This window comes from Nonomuraea sp. NPDC049309 (assembly GCF_043196965.1).
Classification (GTDB): Bacteria; Actinomycetota; Actinomycetes; order Streptosporangiales; family Streptosporangiaceae; genus Nonomuraea; species Nonomuraea fastidiosa.
The window spans coordinates 1,028,439-1,046,755 of sequence record NZ_JBICSH010000002.1 but is presented as its reverse complement, the minus strand read 5'-3'; the positions used below and the strand labels follow the sequence as shown (position 1 = coordinate 1,046,755).

Sequence of the window (18,317 nt, the reverse complement as noted above, 5' to 3'; positions counted from 1 at the left end):
GAACGAATGAAGGAGAGAGGCATGATCTCACGATCCCGGGCCATGGGCTGTCTCGTCACAGCCGCTCTGGTGCTGGGCCTCACGGCCTGCGGCGGCTCCGGCGGATCCGGTGACTCCGGCGGCGGGGAGAAGGTGCTGCGTTACGCGCCGCAGCTCTTCCCCGTGTCGCTGGACGTGCAGCTGTACCCGGCCGAAGAGGCCGTGCAGACCACGGTCCAGCAGAGCCTCGAGACGCTCACCGTCATGCAGGACGGCCAGCCGCAGCCGAAGCTGGCCACCTCATGGGAGAACCCCGACGACAAGACGTGGGTCTTCCACCTGCGCGAAGGGGTGACGTTCAGCGACGGGACGCCGTTCACCGCCAAGGACGTCAAGGGCTCGGTCGAGCGGCTGATCGGCCTGAACGGCTCGCTCACCCCGCTGCTCAGCGCCATCGAGAAGATCGAGGCCACCGATGACCACACGGTGACCTTCCACACCTCCTCGCCGCTCGGCACGCTGCCGAGCACGCTGTCGCTGGTCTTCATCGGCCAGGGCGACAAGGTCACCGACGACGCCTACTGGCAGAAGCCGATCGGCACCGGGCCGTTCATGTTCGAGTCGTTCAGCCCCGACGACAAGGTGGTGCTGACCCGCAACGACCAGTACTGGGGCGACAAGGCCAAGGTGGACAAGCTGGAGATCCTCAACATGCCGGAGATCTCCGCCCGCATCACCGCGCTGAACAACGACGAGGTGGACGTGCTGGCCTCGATCCCGCCGGACCAGGTGGACGAGGTGAAGGACGTGCCGGGCATCGTCTACGGCAGCGCCCCCGGCTACAACTACTACTTCCTGTGGTTCAACCAGAACAACAAGCCGTTCGACAACGTCAAGGTGCGCCAGGCCATGCTGCACGCCGTCGACGTCAAGAGCATCGTCGGCGACCTGTTCGGCGACCTCGGCACGGTCGGCCAGGCGCCGGTCACGCAGGAGGTCTTCGGGGCGGCGCAGCTTGAACCGTACTCGTACGACCCCGAGCTGGCCAAGAAGCTGCTGGCCGAGGCCGGCTACGACAAGGGCGTGACCGCCACGATGCAGTGGCCGCTGGAGGGCGGGCCGAACATCCGGCCGATGGCGCAGGCGTTCATCTCGGCCTGGGAGAAGGTCGGCATCAAGGTGGAGCCGCTGGAGAAGGAGCGCGCGACCTGGGTCAAGGACCTCAACGCCCTCAACTGGGACCTGAACCTGCAGACCAACTCCACCGGCACCGGCGACGCGGACTTCACGATCAACCGCCTCTACAACTGCGACGCCAAGCGCATGGGCTACTGCAACAAGGACCTCGACAAGATCCTCGTCAAGGCCCGCGAGTCGCTCGACCAGAACGAGCGCAAGGACCTGTACGCCCAGGCCTCCAAGATCATTTGGGATGACGCGGTCGGCCTCTACCCGGTGGACCTCAAGAACAACTACGCGATCCGCGACGACGTGAAGGGGCTGGAGATGCCGGCCAGCGGGCGTCCGGACTTTTCGAAGGTGTCCGTGGGCTGACCTCACGGATTTCTCCTAGATGTCCGCCGGCTGACTCCGGCCGGTCTTCTCCCAGACGTCCGCCGGTCGACTGCCGGCGGAATCCTCCCAGGTTCGCGGGCCGACCCCGCCCGCACCTGTCCAGCCACCCCCCGCTTTGGAGAGACTCCATGCCTCGTAACCGTTCCCCGCGCCCCGTCGTGGTCGCCGGTCTCGCCGCCGCGCTGACCCTGTCCGGGCAGTTGCTGCTCAGCCCGGCCGCGCAGGCCGCGCTGCCCGAGCCGGCCCGCAGCGCCTGCCGCAACGCCGAGACCGTGCCGGTCGAGACCGGCGCCGCCTTCAACGACCCCGTCGCGGGCACCCCCACCGCGGTCGTCGAGCGCCTCTGCTCGCTGATCAAGCAGGCCCCCGCCGGATCGTCGATCGAGATCGCCGAGTTCGTCATCTCGGGCGACGCCGGGGCCGACTACGTGGCCGTGCTGCTCGACGCCTACCGCCGCGGCGTCGAGGTGCGCATGGTCATCGACGGCTACCAGATCGACAACCCCGCCGCCCAGCAGCTCATCGGCGAACTCGGCACCGACAAGTCGGCCACGTCGTGGGTGCACGTGTGCAGCCACCTGAGCCCGGAGGGCAACACCTCCTCCTGCCAGGGCACCAAGGGCATGCACAACAAGTTCACGCTGTTCTCGGAGACCGGCGGCAAGCGCAACGTCGTCGTCCAGGCGTCCAACAACATCACCGACGTCAACTCCACCAGCTACTGGAACAACCTGGTCGTGCTGCCCGGCAACGGCGAGCTGTTCCAGGGCTACGCGAAGTACTTCGACGACCTCGCCGCCGAGGTGCAGAACCCCGACTACGACACCACGGTCGTCGCCGGCGGGCCCGCGGGCAAGGTCACCGCGCAGTTCTACCCGGTGGCCGACCGCGACCCGATCGCGCAGCGGCTCGCCGAGGTCGGCTGCAAGAACAAGGGACGCACCCGGGTCGAGATCGGCCAGTCCGAGTGGGACGGCACCCGCCTGGCCATCGTCGACGAGCTGGCGAAGCTGAAGGCCGCGGGCTGCCAGGTGCGCGTGGTGCACGGGCTCGCCGACGACGAGGTGACGGCCGCGCTGGACGCCGCCGGCATCGAGCGGCGGGCGCTGGACGGCTCGACGCCGGCCGGGCGGATCCACTCGAAGTACATGGTGGTCACCGACTCGACCGGGCCCGGCTCGGGCAAGGGCTGGGTGATGACCGGCAGCCACAACTTCAACGCCACCTCGCTGCGGCGTAACGACGAGGCGATGGTCGAGCTGTCCGAGAAGGGCGTGGTCGCGGCGTACGCGGCGAACTTCGCCCGGCTCTGGGAGGTCGGCGTCCCGCCCCAGCCCGCCTCCTGACGCGCGTCCCCGGGCCGGTCCCGGCCCCGGAACACGGTCCCGTCCGTCCCTCGCCCCGGCTCCTCCCACCGAGCCGGGGCGAGGCCGTTCAGCGGCCATAGGCTTCGAGCAGCCGCAGCCACACCTCGCTGACCGTGGGGTACGACGGCACCGCGTGCCACAGCCGGTCGATCGGCACCTCGCCGGCGATCGCGATCGTGGCGGCGTGCAGCAGCTCCGCGACGTCGGGTCCGACGAGCGTGAACCCGACGAGCACCTTCCTGTCCTCGTCCACGACCATGCGGGCCTGCCCCTGGTAGCCGTCGGCCTGCAGCGCGGCGCCCGCGACGGCGCCGAGGTCGTAGTCGACGACGCGGGTCCTGATGCCGGCCGCGCCCGCGGCGGCCGCGGTGAGACCCACGGACGCCACTTCCGGCTCGGTGAAGACGACCTGCGGCACCGCACGCTCGTCGGCGGTGACCGCGTGCCTGCCCCAGGGGCCGTCGTCGACCGGCTCGCCCTTCGCGCGGGCCACGATGGCCTCGCCCAGAGCGCGGGCCTGGTACTTGCCCTGGTGGGTGAGCAGGACGCGCCGGTTCACATCGCCCGCCGCGTACAGCCGGCCGTCCGCCACCGGCGCCCCGCCGCCGAGCACGCGCAGCGCGCCGTCCACCTCCGGCCAGGAGCCCGGCGCCAGCCCGACGTTCTCCAGCCCGATGTCCTGGGTGTTCGGGACGCGCCCGGTCGCGACCAGCAGCTCGTCCGCCTCGACCGCGCCGCCGTCCGCCAGCGTGATGTGCACCCTGCCGGAGCCGTCCCGCTTGACCGACGCCGCCGCCGCGCCGATCCGCACGGAGACGCCGGACTCGCCGAGCGCCTGCGCGACCCGTTCGCCGGCGAAGGGCTCGGCTCGGGGCAGCAGGCCGTCGCGGGCCAGCAGCGTCACCGACGAGCCGAACGCGGCGAACGCGGTCGCCATCTCCGCCGCCACCACGCCGCCGCCGAGGATGGCGAGCGTGCCCGGCACCGCGGTCGCGGCGACGGCCTCGCGGCTCGTCCACGGCTCGGCCTCGCGCAGCCCCGGGATGGCGGGAACGAGCGCGCCGCTGCCGGCCGCGATGACGACGGCGTGCCGCGCCCGCAACGTCGTGACGGAGCCGTCCCTCACCACCTCGACGGTCTCGGCGGAGGCGATCCTGCCCTGCCCGCGATAGAGCCGGATGCCGGCCTGGTCGAGCCAGGCGACCTGCCCGCCGTCGGTCCAGTTCGAGGCGAAGGCGTCGCGGCGGCGCAGGACGGCGGCCACGTCGAGGCCGCCGGTCACCGCCTCGCGCGCCCCCGGCACCCGGCGGGCCGCCCGGAGCGCCGCGCCGCTGCGCAGCAGGGCCTTGGTCGGCATGCACGCCCAGTAGGAGCACTCGCCGCCGACCAGCTCGCGCTCGACGACGGCGGCGGTCAGGCCGCCCTGGACGACCCGGTCGGCGACGTTCTCTCCGACCGGTCCCGCGCCGATGACGACGACGTCGTACGCGTCCACGTCAGGCCCCCTTGGCGGCGCGGCCGAGCCGCAGGGCGGAGATGAGGAAGAAGATGCCGCCGAGCACGGCGTAGCCGGCGATGTTGGTGAGCATCGGGTTCGGGGCGGATGCGCCCATGATGAACGAGCCGCCGGCCAGGACGGAGATGCCGCCGCTGAGGATCATGGCCCACTGGCCGCCCATCCTGCGGCGCACGACGGCCACGACGAGCTGGACGAGCCCGGCGACGATGGCCCAGGCGCCCCACACGACGAGGATGCCGGGCACGCCGTTCCCGCTCGCCACGGCCAGGCCGATGGCGGCCAAGGTGCTGATGGCGATGTTGGCGTACAGGCCGTAAGGGGTGCCCCCGGCCTTCGACGAGCGGGCGTCCACGATGGCCGCCGCGACGTCGAACAGCGGGTAGATGACGACGAGCGCGATGCCGAGCGGCCCGAGCTGTGACGCGGTGGCGAAGACCAGGCCCGCCCAGATGAGCTGGAAGGCGAACCGCACGAAGTAGAGCCTGCGCAGCGCCTGCGCGATGCCCCGGGTGGTGAGGGTGTCAACGGTGGTCACGGCGTGTCCTTTCAAGGGTGGTTCAGCGCGGGAGGCGGCCGGGCCGCGGGTCCATGGGCGGCCCGGCCGCCGGGTTCATGCGACGGTCGCGTCCACCGTGACCGGGATGTTGCCGCGCGTGGCGTTGGAGTAGGGGCAGATGGCGTGGGCGGCCTCGACGAGCTCGTCGGCCGTCTCCTGTGTGAGGCCGGACAGCTCGGCGTGCAGGGCGGCGCTGAGGGTGAACCCGCCCTCCGGGATGGGGTGCACCTGCACCTCGGCGATGACGGCCGAGTCGGTGACCGGCGTCTTGCGCTGGGCGGCGACGGCCTTGAGCGCCGAGTGGAAGCACGATGCCCAGCCGGCCGCGAACAGTTGCTCGGGGTTGGTGGCGCCGCCGGGGCCGCCCATCTCCTTCGGGATGGCCAGGGAGACGTCGAGCAGGCCGTCGCTGGTCCTCGCCTGCCCTCCCGCCCTGCCGTCGCCGGTGGAGGTGGCGATGCCGGTGTACAGAGTCTCGCTCATGACGTTTCCCCAGTGGTAGACCGAACGTTCTATCTCCCTCATCATGCATCCGCGGGCACAGAGGCGTCAAGACCGAACGTTCTACCTAGCCTGTCTACGATGCGCGATCGCAGCTTTGCGCTGTGTCAGCAAGCGCGTCACTAGGGAGGACACAAAGGGGACGATCTGCCGCAATGTTTACCAGAGCCCCGCATCACGGACGCTACTCGCGGTAAGGACACCAGCACGATGCGCCGACGCTATCCGGAGAGTGCCCGTGCCTGACAAGCCACCTGGACCAGCCGCCAGGAGAAGGACGCTCGCGCGGTGGCGGCGGTCGGGGCCTCCCGGGCCGTTCCGTCCAGGTTTCTGGCGCAGCCCGCTGCGCGGCCCGTGGCTCACCGCGGTCTTCGGCATGGTGCTGCTGGCCGGGCTGACCATCGTCGCGATCACCGGGTTGCTGTCGTACGCCGCGTACGAGCCCCGCCTGCCGGGCAACGACACCACGCCGGGCAAGGGGCTGCTGGGCCTCTACCTCTTCGCATGGCCGACGGAGCCCGCCTGGCTCTACCGGGTCACCCAGGGCGCCCATGTCATCCTGGGCCTGACGCTGGTGCCGGTGCTGCTCGCCAAGCTCTGGTCGGTGATCCCGAAGCTGTTCGACTGGCCGCCCGCCCGGTCGGCCGCGCAGGCCGTGGAGCGCCTCAGCCTGGTGCTGCTGGTGGGCGGGGCCGTCTTCCAGTTCGTCACCGGCATCCTGAACATCCAGCTCTTCTACGTCTTCCCGTTCTCGTTCTATCCGGCGCACTTCTACGGCGCGTGGATTCTCCTGGCGGCGCTCGCCGTACACGTCGCGCTGAAACTGCCCAAGGCCGTGCGGGCGCTGCGCTCCAGAGACTTCCCGCGCGAGCTGCGCACCGACCTGGCCGGCACGCGGCCCGAGCCGCCCGACCCCGACGGCCTGGTCGCGCAGAGCCCGGCCGCACCCACGATCTCGCGGCGCGGCCTGCTCGCCTTCGTCGGCGGCGGCTCGGCGCTGATGTTCGGGCTGTCGGTGGGCCAGACGCTGGACGGCCCGCTGCGCCGCACGGCGCTGCTCGCCCCGCACGGCCGCGACTACGGGCCAGGGCCGAACGACTTCCAGATCAACAAGACGGCGGCCGGTCTCGGTGTGACCGCGGCCGACACCGGCGAGGCATGGCGGCTGACCCTCGCAGGGCCGCGGACGGTGGTGCTCACCAGGGCCGAGCTGCTGGCCATGCCGCTGCACACGTACGCGCTGCCCATCGCCTGCGTGGAGGGCTGGTCCACCGAGCAGGAGTGGACGGGCGTACGGCTGGCCGACCTCGCCGCGCTGACCGGCTGCGCGCCGGGCACCGCCGGGGTCACCGCCGTGTCGGTGCAGCGGGTGGGCTACTTCGGCGCGGCCTCGCTCAGCGCCCGGCAGGTGGCCGACCCGCGCTCGCTGCTCGCGCTGCGCGTCAACGGCGCCGACCTGTCGCTCGACCACGGCTACCCCGCCCGGATCATGGCGCCGAACCTGCCCGGCGTGCACACCACCAAGTGGGTGCACAGGCTCGGCTTCTTCCAGGAGCCGCGGTGAGCGGGCCGGGCCTGTGGCGGCGCGCGTACGGCGCGAGCCCGTGGCACCTCGCGGGGCTCGCGGCCTGCTTCGCCGTGGCCGGCTACGCGCTGACGCGGGTGGTGGGGGCCGGCATCCTGCTCGGGTTCGCCGTCTGGTTCGTCGGCGCCATCGTCTCGCACGACCTCGTGATGTGGCCGCTCTACACGGCCGCCGACGGCGTGCTGCGCGGCCGCCGCTGGACCAACCACGTACGGGTGCCCGCCGCGCTGTCGCTGCTGCTCCTGCTGGTGTGGTTCCCGCTCATCCTGGGCAGCGCCGAGGCGAACTACCGCTCGGCCGCCGGGCTGAGCACCGCCCCCTACCTGACGCGGTGGCTGCTCGTCACCCTGGCGCTCTTCGCCGGCTCCGGGCTCCTGTACGCGGCGCGGCGGCGGGCCGCGAAACGGCGGGATCGTTGAGCGGTCGGCTGCCACCGGCCGCCGGGCGAGCCGTGACCACGGGTGGGAACGGCGTACCGGCATGATCGGCGCCCTCTACGAGCACGGCCTGCGCGGCGCATACGTCGAGGTCGAGTACGCCGACGGCCGTGTCACGCCGCTCGCCGCCCAGCGGTGGCTGCGGCCCATCGAGGGCGACGAGTGCGTCCTGGCCCGCTGCGGCGGCCCCACGCTCGACGTCGGCTCGGGGCCCGGCCGGCTGACCGTGGCGCTCACCCGGCGCGGCGTCTTCGCGCTCGGCATCGACGTCACACCACTCGCCGTCGAGCTCACCCTGCGCGCCGGCGGGCTGGCCCTGCAGCGCTGCGTCTTCGGCCCGATCCCCGGCGCCGGACGCTGGGCCGAGGCTCTGCTGACCGACGGCAACATCGGCATCGGCGGCGACCCCGTCGCGCTGCTGCGCCGGCTGCGGCAGCTCGTCAAGCCCGGCGGGACCGTGCTGACCGAGCTGTGCCCGCCCGGCACCAAGAGCTCCATCGACCGGGTGCGGCTGCGTCACGACGGCCGCACCGGCGAGTGGTTCTCCTGGGCCACCGTCTCGGCCGGCGACATCGAGCCGCTCGCCGCGCGGTGCGGGTTCCCGCACGTCGAGCAGTGGAGCGTGGCCGGCCGCTGGTTCGCGGCGCTGTCATGACCGGCTTCTGATCTGCGACCGGCCGCCCGCCGCCCGCAGGGCGGCTCCCGCCAGCACCACGGCCGCCGCCACCGCGTACGCCGCCGTACCGTCATCGACCCCCAGGTACGCGGCCGTGCTCGCGACCGGGACGCCCAGCCACTCCCGCCGCCCGTCGAGCGCGACCAGCGCCACCAGCAGCAGGGCGTACCAGGGGTAGCCGGGCGTGAACGCGAGGAACGCCACCCCCGTCACCGTCAGCGCCCCGCGCCACGGCCGCCCGGGATCGCCGCGGCGGAGCACGAGCAGCGCCATGATCGCGACGACCGCCAGCGCCGCCGGCCCGGCCGCCGCGTCCGGCACGACCAGGCGCAGCAGCGCGTACCGGCCGCCGCCTGACCCGGCGTACCCCTCCTCGTCGAGATAGCCGGACAGGTAGCCGAGCACGGAGCCGCCGCCGGTCGCGAGCACGTACGGCAGGTAGGCCAGCCCGACGACCAGCGCGGCGGCCCCGACCACCGCCACCGCATCCCGCACCCGGCGCCGCACGGGCACCGCACCGGCGCGCGAGGCCGCCTCCCGCGCGGGGCCGGAGGCCGGGCCGCGCGAGGAGCTGCGGGCCGCACTCCGCGCTCGGCGGGCGAGCAGACCGGACAGGGCGCCCGGTACCGCGAGCGCGGGCAGGAACTTGACGGCGATCGCCGCGCCGAGCAGTGCGCCGCCGCCCGCCCTGTGCCGGGCGACGACCGCCAGCGCGAGGACGGCGAGCAGCACGGCGAGGACGTCGGCGTGGGCGTTGTTGACCGCTTCCAGCGGCACCGCGGGACACCACGCCCAGCAGGCCGCCAGGACCGGGGCGCGCCCGCTGCGGCGCAGCGCCCACAGCAGCGCCAGCGACGTCGCCAGCGCCAGCAGCGCGCCGCCCGCCTGGGGCGGCTTGTGCCGGCTTCCCTCGGGCGAGAGCAGGTGCACGACCAGGAAGTACGCCTCCGCCAGCGGCGGGTAGATCGTGTGCACCGCCGGGCGGTTGATGCGCGTGCACCCGTCGGGGTCGTGGACGGGATACCGGTACGGGTGGTGGCAGGCCCTGCCCGTCGGGAACAGCCACGGGTCGCGCAGCCCGGCCAGCGCGGGATCTCCGGGGGCGTGAGCGTACGGGGAGATCCCCGCCGCCTGCACCCGGCCGTCCCAGACGTACCGGTAGGAGTCGGTGCTGGTCGCCGGAGGCGCGAGCAGCCCGGTCGCCGGCACCGCGACCGCCCCCGCGAGCAGCAGGAACACCGCCTGCCTGTACGGCACCCGCCGCAGCGCCCGCACGGCGGCGCCGAACAGCACCCACGACAGCGCGTACCAGCGGATCAGCGCCGAGAAGTCCCCGGTGAGCGACCCCGCCGTGACCGCCGGCACCAGCGCCCCGACCAGCCCGGCCAGCAGCACCCACGCGCCGGCGATGCGGCCGAGATGTCCCCTTCGCGCCGCCCCGCCCCGCTCCACGACCGGATCGCCGGGCCGGGTCGCCTGCTCCTCCACGTACGGACCTCGCTCCCAGTGACGCATGCGGCCGGGCCCCGCTCACGACGCTCCGCCCCCGCAGCCCGACCGGCGAGCCGGGCGCCCCCGACCGGCGAGCCGGGCAGCACAGGCCGCCCCGACCGGCGAGCCGGGCGTGCCGGGCAACCCGGGCCGGCCCGGCCGGTGAGGCCGGGACTTCGGGGGGTTCCGCCGGGCGGCTCGGTGGGTCGGCACGGTGGGCGGGTCAGGCCAAGGGGGCGGTGGCGAATTCCTTGATGCCTTCCGCGAAGCCGACCCGCGCCTGAAAGCCCAGCTCGGCCGCCGCCCGGCGGGGGCTGGCCACGATGTGGCGGACGTCGCCCAGCCGGTACTCGCCGGTGACGACCGGGGCGGGCCCGCCGCGTTCGGCGGCGAGCGCCTCGGCCAGGTCGCCGACGGTGTGCGGGGTGCCGCTCGCGACGTTGTACGCGGTCAGCGCGCCAGGCGTCCCCGCGGCCAGCGCGAGGGCGTTGGCGTCGGCGACGTCGCGTACGTGGACGAAGTCGCGCGTCTGCCCGCCGTCCTCGAAGACGCGCGGCGCGCGACCGGCTTCGAGCGCCGACCGGAAGATCGCCGCCACCCCCGAGTACGGCGTGTCGCGCGGCATCCCGGGCCCGTAGACGTTGTGGTAGCGCAGGGCCACCGCCGTGCCGCCGGTCTCGCGGGCCCAGTTGGCGGCCAGGTGCTCCTGGGCGAGCTTGGTCGTCGCGTACGCGTTGCGCGGGTCCGGCGGGGCGTCCTCGGTGATCTCGGCGAGCACCACCTGTTCGCCGCACTCGGGGCAGCGCGGCTCGAAGAGCCCCCGCGCCAGGTCGGCGGCCGCGCGCGGACCGGGGCGTACGCGGCCGTGCCGCGCGCAGTCGTACGCGCCCTCCCCGTAGACCACCATCGACGAGGCCAGCACCAGCCGCTCCACGCCGTGCCTGGCCATCGCGGCGAGCAGGACCGCCGTGCCGTACACGTTGGCCGAGGCGTAGTCGGGCAGGTCGGCGACGTCCACGCCGAGCCCCACCTTGGCCGCCTGGTGGACGACCGAGCCGACGCCGGGCAGCACCCGGTCGAGCCGGGCGGCGTCGCGCACGTCGTCGCCCGTACGCAGGTCGAAGCCGATCACCTCGTGGCCGCGCGCCTCCAGCGCCGTCACCACGTGACCGCCGATGAACCCGGCCGAGCCGGTCACCAGGATCGCCGTCATCGCCGTGCTCCCGTTTCCGCGAGGGCGGCGGCGTACCGGGAGCCCGGGGCCAGCCTCGCCACCTCGATCGCGTCCGCCATGGTGTCCACATCGGTCAGGCGCGGCATCAGCGCGACGCTCATCCCGGCCTCCCTCAGCCTGCGCAGCTGGATCTCGCCTGTGACGGGCTCCGACATCGGCACGCCGAGCAGCAGCGCGGTCGCGGGGATGCGCAGCCCGAGCAGCCAGAAGCCACCGTCGGTCGCGGGGCCGAACACCGCGTCGTACCTGCCGAGCAGGGCCAGCGCGTCGGCGAGCATGCCGGGGGCGACCTGCGGGGTGTCCATGCCGATGAGCACCATGGGGCCGGGGCGCAGCCGGTGGGCGTCCTCGAACGCCGCCGCCAGCCGCTCGTCCAGGCCGTCCCCGCGCTGCGGCAGCACGGTGAACCCGGCGGGCAGCCACGGCCCCGGCGCGCCGTCGAGCGCCAGCACCCTGCCCGCGGCGGGCACCTCGGCGACGGTCCGCAACGTGTCCTCCAGCGCGGCGCCCGCCAGCGCCGCGGCCTCCTCGGGAGTGAGCGGCGGCACCAGGCGGGTCTTCACCCTGCCGGGAACGGGCTCCTTGGCGATCACGATCACCTGACCGCCCGGTCCGGCCGGTCCGGCGGTGAGCGGCGGCGCGACCACCTGACCGCCCGGCTCGGCGGGCGCGCCGGGAGCGGGCGGGGCGGTCACGCGGCCCGGCCCTGACGGGTCATGACGCGGCGCATGTCGCCGACCGCGCGCAGCGTGCCGCGTACCGTGCCGGTCACCTTGGACCTGCCCCGGCGCGGCAGGTAGTCGACGCCGGTCTCGCCGATGCGCCAGCCCGCCGCCCCGGCGCGCAGCACCATCTCCAGCGGGTAGCCGAAGCGCCGGTCGATCAGTCCGAGGTCGAGCAGCGGCACGCGCCGCGCCGCCCGCATCGGCCCCAGGTCGCGCAGCGGAACCCCCGTGCGGCGGCGCAGCACGCCGGCGAGCACGGCGTTGCCGAGCCGGGCGTGCAGCGGCCAGGAGGCGCCGGACGCCAGGACGCGGCGGCCCAGCATCAGGTCGCGCTCCCCCGCCGTGACCGGATCGGCGACGCGGGGGAGCTGGGCCGGGTCGAGCGAGGCGTCGGCGTCCATGAAGCACACGACGTCGGACGCCGCCGCCTCGAGCCCGGCGTGGCAGGCGGCCCCGAACCCGCGCCTGGGCTCGGTCACCACCGTCGCGCCCAGCTCGGCCGCGATCCGCGCGGATCCGTCGGTCGAGCCGTTGTCCACCACGATCGGGTGGAAGCCGTCCGGCATGCGCCCGAGCACCCACGAGAGGGCCGCCGCCTCGTTCAGGCACGGCAGCACCACGTCGATCTTCATGCCGCCGACGCTAGGCCGCCCGCCGCCCGCACCCCCTGCCGGGACAGGGCGGCCTTCCCGAGAAATTACCTGCTATGAGGGCATCCCTGGCGCGGCGGTCAGCACGGGCGACAGGGGCCGTTCGCGTGCTCGCCGCGCATGGCCGCCACGGCCGCCGCGACGTCGGGGCGGATGTCGAGCAGCCGCCAGATGCCGCTGATGCGCAGCACCCGCGCGGGCGCGGCCTGGACGGAGGCGACCCGCAGCGCGCCGCCCAGGTCGCGGACGGCGGCGTCCAGCCGGAGCAGCAGGTAGAGCCCATGGCTGTCGATGAAGGTGACGCCGCCAAGGTCCAGGATCAGGTCGTCGCCGGGGCGCAGGTGCTCGCGGACGTACGACTCGAGGCCGCGCTCGTTGGTGGTGTCGAGCTCGCCTCGCACGGTGATGAGGAGGCCGCCGGGCAGGTCGCGGCGGGTGTAGGTCAGGGGCGACGGCATGGCGGTGGCTCCGTGGTGGGCATCTCCGATCCACTCTCACCCCGGTCACGGGGCCGGTCAGCACGTGGAGCGAAGCGGAGCTGGACACGAAGCGAAAAGCGTCTCGCTGGGGGCGCAGCCGTACGCGGCCCGGTACATGGAGGCGAAGCGGCCGGGGTGGAAGAACCCCCATCGGGCGGCCACCGCGGCGACGGTGAGGGTGGCGGGGTCGCCGGCGCGCAGCTCGTCGTGGGCCCTGGCGAGGCGCACCCGGCGCAGGTAGCCGAGCGGTGTGGTGTTCAGGTGGCGGCGGAAGGCGTACTGGAGCGCGCGCGGGGTGACGCGGGCGGCGGCGGCGATCTCCGCGATGCCGAGCGGCGCGTCGGCGTGCTCGTCGATGAACGCGACGGCGCGGCGGAGCGTCTGGGTGTGGGCGTCGCGGCGGTCGGCGGCGGCCTCGTCGCCGGGCAGCGCGGCGTTGCTGGGCAGGGCGGAGAGCACGGTGGCCGCGAGTAACTGCCCGGCGCCCGCGGCGACGAGCGGCGCCGCGGCCAGCTCGGGGTCCGACAGGACGTCGTCGCGTACGTACGTGATCGTGCGGCGCAGGTGCCGCGCGGCCGCGGCCGAGACGGGGCGGTTCCCGAGCAGCCGGACCGGCTCCGCACGGCGGCCCGGCAGCGTGGCCGCCACCTGCTGGAGCAGGCCGGTGTCGAACATGAGGATGCTGTAGCCGGCGCGGCGCAGGCGCCCGCTGTAGGGCCGGTCGGGCGGGCTGAGCAGCACCGCGTCGCCCGGCACGAAGACCTCCTCGTCCTCGCCCGCGACCCGGTTGGCGATGGTGCCGGACTCGACGAGGAGCAGGCAGACCCTGCCGAGCGGGTTCACCGCGTAGCTCATGTCGTAGTCGAACTCCAGCCGGTCGGCGATGACCGCCCCCATGACGCGGCGCGAGACGCGGGTGCGCGGGCTGGCCACGTCGGAACCGATGCGCATCCTGGCGTACGCCCTGCTGAGGAACTCCTCGGTCTGGCCGAGATCACGGCTCTCGAAGGTCAACGGCTCCATCGGACGCTCCGCTCGTCAGCCTCTCCCGCGATGGTAAGGCGCGTCCCGGTCATGGATCATGCGGGTTCGCGTCACGAACCCGCGCCCCAGCGGTCCTGTGTGCCCCGGCCGTCACCCCCACAGCGCGGCCACGCGGGCGGCGGCGGTGCGTCCCTGGGCGAGGCCGGCCTCGGCGCTCGGCGTGCGCGACCGGGGGGCGAGGACGTTCGTGCCGAAGGCGGCCAGCGACGCCTCGTCGGGTTCGATCACCTCGACCGCGCCCTTGAGCCCGCTCCAGGCGGGTTCGCCCATGTCGGGGCTCGGGGCCAGCACGAGGACGCGCTCGAAGCCGTCCGCGAGGTCGGCGTTGGTGCTCGTACGGGCGCCGCCGTCCATGTAGCGGGCCCCGCCGATGGTCACGCACGGCCACACACCGGGGACCGCGCAGCTCGCCGCCACCGCGTCCACCAGCGGCACCCCGTCGTCGGGCCCGAACAGGCGGGTCTCGCCGGTCTCCGCGTCCACGGCCACGATGACGAGGTCGCGCTCGGGCCAGTCGTGCGCCGGCAGCCTGGCCTCGATGACGGCCCGCCGTTCCGCCTCGGAGACGGTGCGGGCCGCGAGCGCCAGCGCGCCGATCTCGCGCAGCCGGGCCGCAGGGTCGGGGGTGTTCGCGTAGATCTGCTCGAAGCGGGCCCGCAGCTCCTCGACCGCCACGCCGGGGTCCAGCTCGGGGGTGTGCCGTGCCGGGTCGATCTGGCGGGCGAGCAGGTCGGTCAGCGGCAGCCCGGCGGTGATCTGCGCGGCCACCGTGGAGCCCGCGGAGGTGCCCACGATGCGGTCGGCGGCGAGGACGTCCACGCCCTGCTCGGCCAGCCCGGCGAGCACGCCGGTCTCCCACGCGATCCCGGCGACCCCGCCGCCGCCCAGTACCAATGCACGCCCGTTCACGCTCATCGCGCACCTCCGTCGTCCTGCGCCCGTTACCAGGGTCAACTCCCGATCGGCCGGTTCTCATCCTGCGGGAGGTGCAGGGCGGGCTCGGTGTGCTGCAGCATCGGCCGGTACGTCCCGCGCACCGCCCACCCCTTGACCATGGCCACCGCTCCGGCAGGCGGGCAGCGCCTTCGGCACGCCGATCTGCCAGTGTCACCAGTTGCCGGCCGGGTCGGCGCCCGCGGCGTAGACGTGGCGGCGGTAGTGGGCGATGCCCGTCGCGAACGCCTCGAAGGCCGCGACACGCCCCGATGACCACGCAGCGCGTCAAAGGCCCGCTCTGAGCGGCACGACGTTGCCCGCCGTGCCCTCGCGCGGAATCGCGAACCAGGTGGCCTTGCCGACCAGGTCGGGCCGGGTGGCGTAACGCTGGGGGTGGCAGCCGTAGCAGCCGTCGGACAGGCGGGCCACGATGCGCAGGCCGCGGCCGTGCTCGGCGGCGAGGTCGTGCGGGGCCTGGGCGGGCAGCACCGGGCTGCCGTCCACGACCGCGCACATGATCTCCTTGGCGTCCACGTGCAGCAGCAGCTCGTACGGGTCGTCGCCGTACATGAGGGCGTTGGTGACCAGCTCGCTCACCATGAGCACGGCGTCGTCGACCAGGTCGGGTGGGAGGGCGAGTTCCGTCAGCCGTTCTCGCATGAGAGCCCGTGCGTGGCCTGCCGTCCGCGCGTCCTCGGGCAGCGGCCAGGCGTACTGCTTACGGCTCCGGCGAGTCGATCGCAGCCTGGTCATGGCGTCTCTTTCCGGTTCCGGTCTTTCCGGTGCAGGGCGGCGTTCGCTCAACAAGAGGACCTGCCTAGGGGTCGGCGTACACGGCCGTCGAAACCTGTACGCACGAAAGGCCCGAACGGGTCAAAGATTCGGGGAGAAATCGGCAGGGTTTCGCCCGTCGGCGCGCGCCGCCGTACCCGGCCGGGTACGGACCCCCGCATGAGCAGTGCAGATCGCAACGCACCCGAGAACGACGCCGCCAAGCGCCGCAGGCGGCCGGAGGCCGAGCACAAGCCCGCCGGCCGGCAGGCGCTCGAGCGGGCGCTGTCGGAGTCGGGCAAGGCCCTGGAGGACCTCACCGGCGGCCCGTCCCCGGCCTGACGCCCGCCCCCGCCGGACCGGACACGATCCCGGCCGGAGACCGGACACGATCCCCGACCGGCCCGGCATCCGGCTCCAAGACCAGGCCTGACGTCCGAAAGGCGGGCCCCGATCTGACATCCGCGCCAGGACCCGGCTAACATTCCAGGCCGCGCCCGGGGCCGGCAGCGCATTCCCCGGGCGCGCGCCCACTAGCCGGACGTTCGCCGGGCGTCCTGCAGCAGCGACCAGACGGTCTGCGGGGTGAGCGGCACCTGCGCGATCGACCCGGCGATCTCGGGGAGCGCGTCGGCGACCGCGTTGGCGATGGCCGCGGGCGGCCCGATCGTCCCCGCCTCGCCCGCGCCCTTCATGCCGCCCGGCGTCACCGGTGACGGCGTCTGCAGCATCGCGATCTCGATGTCGGGCACCTCGCGCGTGGTCGGCAGCAGGTACTCGGTGATCGGCTGGCCCTCGGCGGTGTAGACGATCTCCTCGGTGAGCGCCTGCCCGATGCCCTGCGCCACGGCGCCGCGCAGCTGCCCTTCGACGACGGTGGGGTTGACCAGCACGCCGGAGTCGTTGACCACCCAGTAGCCCTCGACCTCGACGGCCCCGGTCTCCGGATCGACGGCCACGGCCGCCGCGTGCGCCCCGTACGCGAACGTGTAGCCGGGCGGGTCGTAGCCGACCCGCTCCTCCAGGCCGGGCTGCATGCCGCCGGGCAGGTCCCAGCCGCGCCAGGCCGAGGTGGCGAGCTCCTTCAGCGTCACCGACGCCCGCGGGTCGCCCTTCACCCGCACCGAGCCGTCCGCGATCTCCAGGTCCTCCGCCGCCGCCTCCAGCCGGTGCGCGGCGATGGCGAGCAGCTTGCCGCGCAACCGGTCCGCCGCCTGCGTGAGCGCGCCGCCGCCGACCGTCAGCGAGCGGCTGGCGATCGACCCGATCGACGAGTACGGCGTCGACGCCGTGTCGCCGAGCACCACGCGTACGGACTCGATGGGCACGCCCATCCGGTCGGCGGCGAGCTGGGCCAGCGTCGTCTCGATGCCCTGGCCGATCGAGACGACGCCCGAGGAGACGACCACGGAGGCGTCCTGCTCCATGCGCAGCACGGCGCTCTCGTAGCCGCCGGCCAGCATGCCGATCGCCTTCATGTCCATCGACGGCCCCATGCCGGTGGACTCGACGTGGCAGGAGTAGCCGATGCCGCGCCTGCGCCCGTCGTCCTTGCTGATCGGGCGGACCATGTCCTTGAGCGTGCGCAGGGCACGCGTGGTGCAGGGCAGCTCAGCTCCTCGCCGTCGTAGGAGGCCACCACGCCGCGCGGCTCCATCGGGTGCGGCGAGACCCTGCCGATCCTGAACGTCATCTCGATCACGTGCTCGGCCCCGTCGATGACGGCCGCGCAGTCCTCGTCGCCCACGGTGAAGTCGGCGGCCACGTTCCCGCCCAGCTCCGGATAGATCGCGGGTGCGTCCTCGGCGATGGCGCGTTCGACGCCGACGACGGCGGGCAGCTCGTCGAGGTGGGGATCAAGCAGGTCGGCCGCGTCCCTCGCGGCCTCGGGGGTGCGGGCGACGACGACGGCGAGCGGCTGGCCCGCGTACCTGATCGTGTCGTCGAGCACCGGATAGGAGGTGAGCCGCTGCCCCGGCGACACGCTGACGCAGGGCAGGCGCAGGCCGGCGGCCTCTTCCGGGGTGATGACGTCGATCACCCCCTCGACGGCCCTGATCGCCTTGGCGTCGCAGCCGAGGAAGCGGCCGTGGGCGATGGGGCTGCGCAGCACGTACGCGTGGAGCGTGCCGGGCAGGCGCACCGCGCCGACGTATCGTCCCTTTCCTGTCAGTAGCCTGGCGTCTTCCCGTCGCGGCGTCCGAGCGCCGACATAGGCGTCTCCCATGGCCTGATTGTGAGCGCCGGGCGGCGGCCGGTCTATACGATCCGCGAGGAGGGGCACGTCAGCGGGGGGGGACGGATCGATGCAAACATTTCTGCCTTATCCGGATTTCGCGGCATCCGCGGCGGTCCTCGACCCGCTCCGCCTCGGCAAGCAGCGCGTCGAGGCGCTCCAGGTGCTGCGCGCCCTCACCGTCCCCGGGTACGGCTGGCGGCACCACCCCGTCGTCAAGATGTGGGCCGGCTACGAGGAGGCCCTCGTCCGCTACGGCCTGGAGGTGTGCCTGCGCTGGTGCGCCATGGACCGCCCCGACACGTGCGCGGGCACGATGACGGCCGAGCTGGCCGCGCACCTGGGCAGGACGGGCGTACGCGACCAGAGCGAGCTCGCGGCGGCCGGGGAGCTGCCGCCCTGGCTCGGCGACGAGGCGCTGCACCTCAGCCACCGCTCGGCGCTGCTGCGCAAGGACCCCGGCTTCTACCGTCCGGTCTTCGGCGACGACGAGCCGGACGACCTCCCCTACGTCTGGCCGCGCTCCGACCGCCTCCCCGACCCACCTCCCTGACCG

At 73.8% G+C, this 18,317-nt stretch carries 20 protein-coding genes; 7 read left to right on the top strand and 13 right to left on the bottom strand.

Translation table 11 applies throughout. From position 1 onward, the window contains the following. Nucleotides 1–21 precede the first annotated feature (21 nt). Nucleotides 22–1,533, top strand: coding sequence for an ABC transporter substrate-binding protein (locus ACGFIM_RS18865; protein ID WP_393201856.1), 1,512 nt, complete (start codon nt 22–24; stop codon nt 1,531–1,533). A 149-nt stretch (nt 1,534–1,682) separates the two neighbouring features. Continuing rightward, a complete protein-coding gene (locus ACGFIM_RS18860) occupies nt 1,683–2,900 on the top strand; it encodes a phosphatidylserine/phosphatidylglycerophosphate/cardiolipin synthase family protein (protein ID WP_393201854.1) in 1,218 nt (405 codons plus the stop codon). A gap of 88 nt (nt 2,901–2,988) precedes the next feature. On the opposite strand, the gene ACGFIM_RS18855 is transcribed toward ACGFIM_RS18860, so the two are convergent. The 3 genes from ACGFIM_RS18855 to ACGFIM_RS18845 all read right to left on the bottom strand — a co-directional run bounded on the left by ACGFIM_RS18855 (nt 2,989) and on the right by ACGFIM_RS18845 (nt 5,479). Next, nucleotides 2,989–4,416 carry a dihydrolipoyl dehydrogenase family protein gene (locus ACGFIM_RS18855; RefSeq protein ID WP_393201852.1) on the bottom strand — a complete coding sequence of 476 codons (1,428 nt, stop codon included), beginning with the start codon at nt 4,414–4,416 and terminating at the stop codon, nt 2,989–2,991. A 1-nt stretch (nt 4,417) separates the two neighbouring features. Next, nucleotides 4,418–4,975 carry a hypothetical protein gene (locus ACGFIM_RS18850; protein ID WP_393201850.1) on the bottom strand — a complete coding sequence of 186 codons (558 nt, stop codon included), beginning with the start codon at nt 4,973–4,975 and terminating at the stop codon, nt 4,418–4,420. A 75-nt stretch (nt 4,976–5,050) separates the two neighbouring features. Next, nucleotides 5,051–5,479: an organic hydroperoxide resistance protein gene (locus ACGFIM_RS18845; protein ID WP_393201848.1), complete on the bottom strand. Its 429-nt coding sequence runs from the start codon at nt 5,477–5,479 to the stop codon at nt 5,051–5,053. Between the two features lie 256 nt (nt 5,480–5,735). Here ACGFIM_RS18845 and ACGFIM_RS18840 point away from each other — a divergent pair, with 256 nt between their 5' ends. The 3 genes from ACGFIM_RS18840 to ACGFIM_RS18830 all read left to right on the top strand — a co-directional run bounded on the left by ACGFIM_RS18840 (nt 5,736) and on the right by ACGFIM_RS18830 (nt 8,174). Next, a complete protein-coding gene (locus tag ACGFIM_RS18840; RefSeq protein ID WP_393201846.1) occupies nt 5,736–7,061 on the top strand; it encodes a molybdopterin-dependent oxidoreductase in 1,326 nt (441 codons plus the stop codon). Then, complete coding sequence (locus ACGFIM_RS18835) at nt 7,058–7,501, top strand: hypothetical protein (protein WP_393201844.1); 444 nt, start codon at nt 7,058–7,060, stop codon at nt 7,499–7,501. The genes ACGFIM_RS18840 and ACGFIM_RS18835 overlap by 4 nt, the downstream gene beginning before the upstream one ends. Nucleotides 7,502–7,562: 61 nt before the next feature. Then, entirely contained in the window at nt 7,563–8,174 is a 612-nt protein-coding gene (locus ACGFIM_RS18830; protein WP_393201842.1) for a class I SAM-dependent methyltransferase, read from the top strand. On the opposite strand, the gene ACGFIM_RS18825 is transcribed toward ACGFIM_RS18830, so the two are convergent. The 8 genes from ACGFIM_RS18825 to ACGFIM_RS18790 all read right to left on the bottom strand — a co-directional run bounded on the left by ACGFIM_RS18825 (nt 8,169) and on the right by ACGFIM_RS18790 (nt 15,507). Beyond that, the gene (locus ACGFIM_RS18825; RefSeq protein WP_393201840.1) at nt 8,169–9,683 is read right to left on the bottom strand and encodes a glycosyltransferase 87 family protein; all 1,515 of its coding nucleotides are present in this window, start codon (nt 9,681–9,683) and stop codon (nt 8,169–8,171) included. The two genes, ACGFIM_RS18830 and ACGFIM_RS18825, sit on opposite strands and share 6 nt — an antisense overlap. Before the next feature lie 226 nt (nt 9,684–9,909). Next, entirely contained in the window at nt 9,910–10,899 is a 990-nt protein-coding gene (locus ACGFIM_RS18820; RefSeq protein WP_393201838.1) for an NAD-dependent epimerase/dehydratase family protein, read from the bottom strand. Further along, complete coding sequence (locus ACGFIM_RS18815; protein WP_393201836.1) at nt 10,896–11,615, bottom strand: TIGR04282 family arsenosugar biosynthesis glycosyltransferase; 720 nt, start codon at nt 11,613–11,615, stop codon at nt 10,896–10,898. The genes ACGFIM_RS18820 and ACGFIM_RS18815 overlap by 4 nt, the downstream gene beginning before the upstream one ends. Continuing rightward, complete coding sequence (locus ACGFIM_RS18810; protein ID WP_393201834.1) at nt 11,612–12,277, bottom strand: glycosyltransferase family 2 protein; 666 nt, start codon at nt 12,275–12,277, stop codon at nt 11,612–11,614. Before ACGFIM_RS18810 ends, ACGFIM_RS18815 begins: the two co-directional genes overlap by 4 nt. Before the next feature lie 98 nt (nt 12,278–12,375). After that, nucleotides 12,376–12,753: an STAS domain-containing protein gene (locus ACGFIM_RS18805; protein WP_393201832.1), complete on the bottom strand. Its 378-nt coding sequence runs from the start codon at nt 12,751–12,753 to the stop codon at nt 12,376–12,378. Between the two features lie 57 nt (nt 12,754–12,810). Beyond that, a complete protein-coding gene (locus tag ACGFIM_RS18800) occupies nt 12,811–13,797 on the bottom strand; it encodes a helix-turn-helix transcriptional regulator (RefSeq protein ID WP_393201830.1) in 987 nt (328 codons plus the stop codon). 111 nt (nt 13,798–13,908) lie between these two features. Beyond that, on the bottom strand, nt 13,909–14,733 hold the full coding sequence (locus tag ACGFIM_RS18795) for a patatin-like phospholipase family protein (protein WP_393201828.1): 825 nt from the start codon (nt 14,731–14,733) through the stop codon (nt 13,909–13,911). Between the two features lie 306 nt (nt 14,734–15,039). Then, nucleotides 15,040–15,507, bottom strand: a complete 468-nt coding sequence (locus ACGFIM_RS18790) for an ATP-binding protein (protein ID WP_393201826.1) — start codon at nt 15,505–15,507, stop codon at nt 15,040–15,042. Between the two features lie 198 nt (nt 15,508–15,705). Here ACGFIM_RS18790 and ACGFIM_RS18785 point away from each other — a divergent pair, with 198 nt between their 5' ends. Next, nucleotides 15,706–15,867 carry a hypothetical protein gene (locus ACGFIM_RS18785; RefSeq protein ID WP_393201824.1) on the top strand — a complete coding sequence of 54 codons (162 nt, stop codon included), beginning with the start codon at nt 15,706–15,708 and terminating at the stop codon, nt 15,865–15,867. Nucleotides 15,868–16,058: 191 nt separating this feature from the next. Here ACGFIM_RS18785 and ACGFIM_RS18780 read toward each other — a convergent pair whose 3' ends face one another. Both ACGFIM_RS18780 and ACGFIM_RS18775 read right to left on the bottom strand, forming a co-directional pair. Beyond that, nucleotides 16,059–17,096, bottom strand: a complete 1,038-nt coding sequence (locus tag ACGFIM_RS18780; protein ID WP_393201822.1) for a xanthine dehydrogenase family protein molybdopterin-binding subunit — start codon at nt 17,094–17,096, stop codon at nt 16,059–16,061. After that, a complete protein-coding gene (locus tag ACGFIM_RS18775; RefSeq protein WP_393201820.1) occupies nt 17,000–17,752 on the bottom strand; it encodes a xanthine dehydrogenase family protein molybdopterin-binding subunit in 753 nt (250 codons plus the stop codon). The genes ACGFIM_RS18780 and ACGFIM_RS18775 overlap by 97 nt, the downstream gene beginning before the upstream one ends. Before the next feature lie 79 nt (nt 17,753–17,831). Here ACGFIM_RS18775 and ACGFIM_RS18770 point away from each other — a divergent pair, with 79 nt between their 5' ends. Then, nucleotides 17,832–18,314, top strand: a complete 483-nt coding sequence (locus ACGFIM_RS18770) for an MSMEG_6728 family protein (RefSeq protein WP_393201818.1) — start codon at nt 17,832–17,834, stop codon at nt 18,312–18,314. Nucleotides 18,315–18,317: the final 3 nt, after the last annotated feature.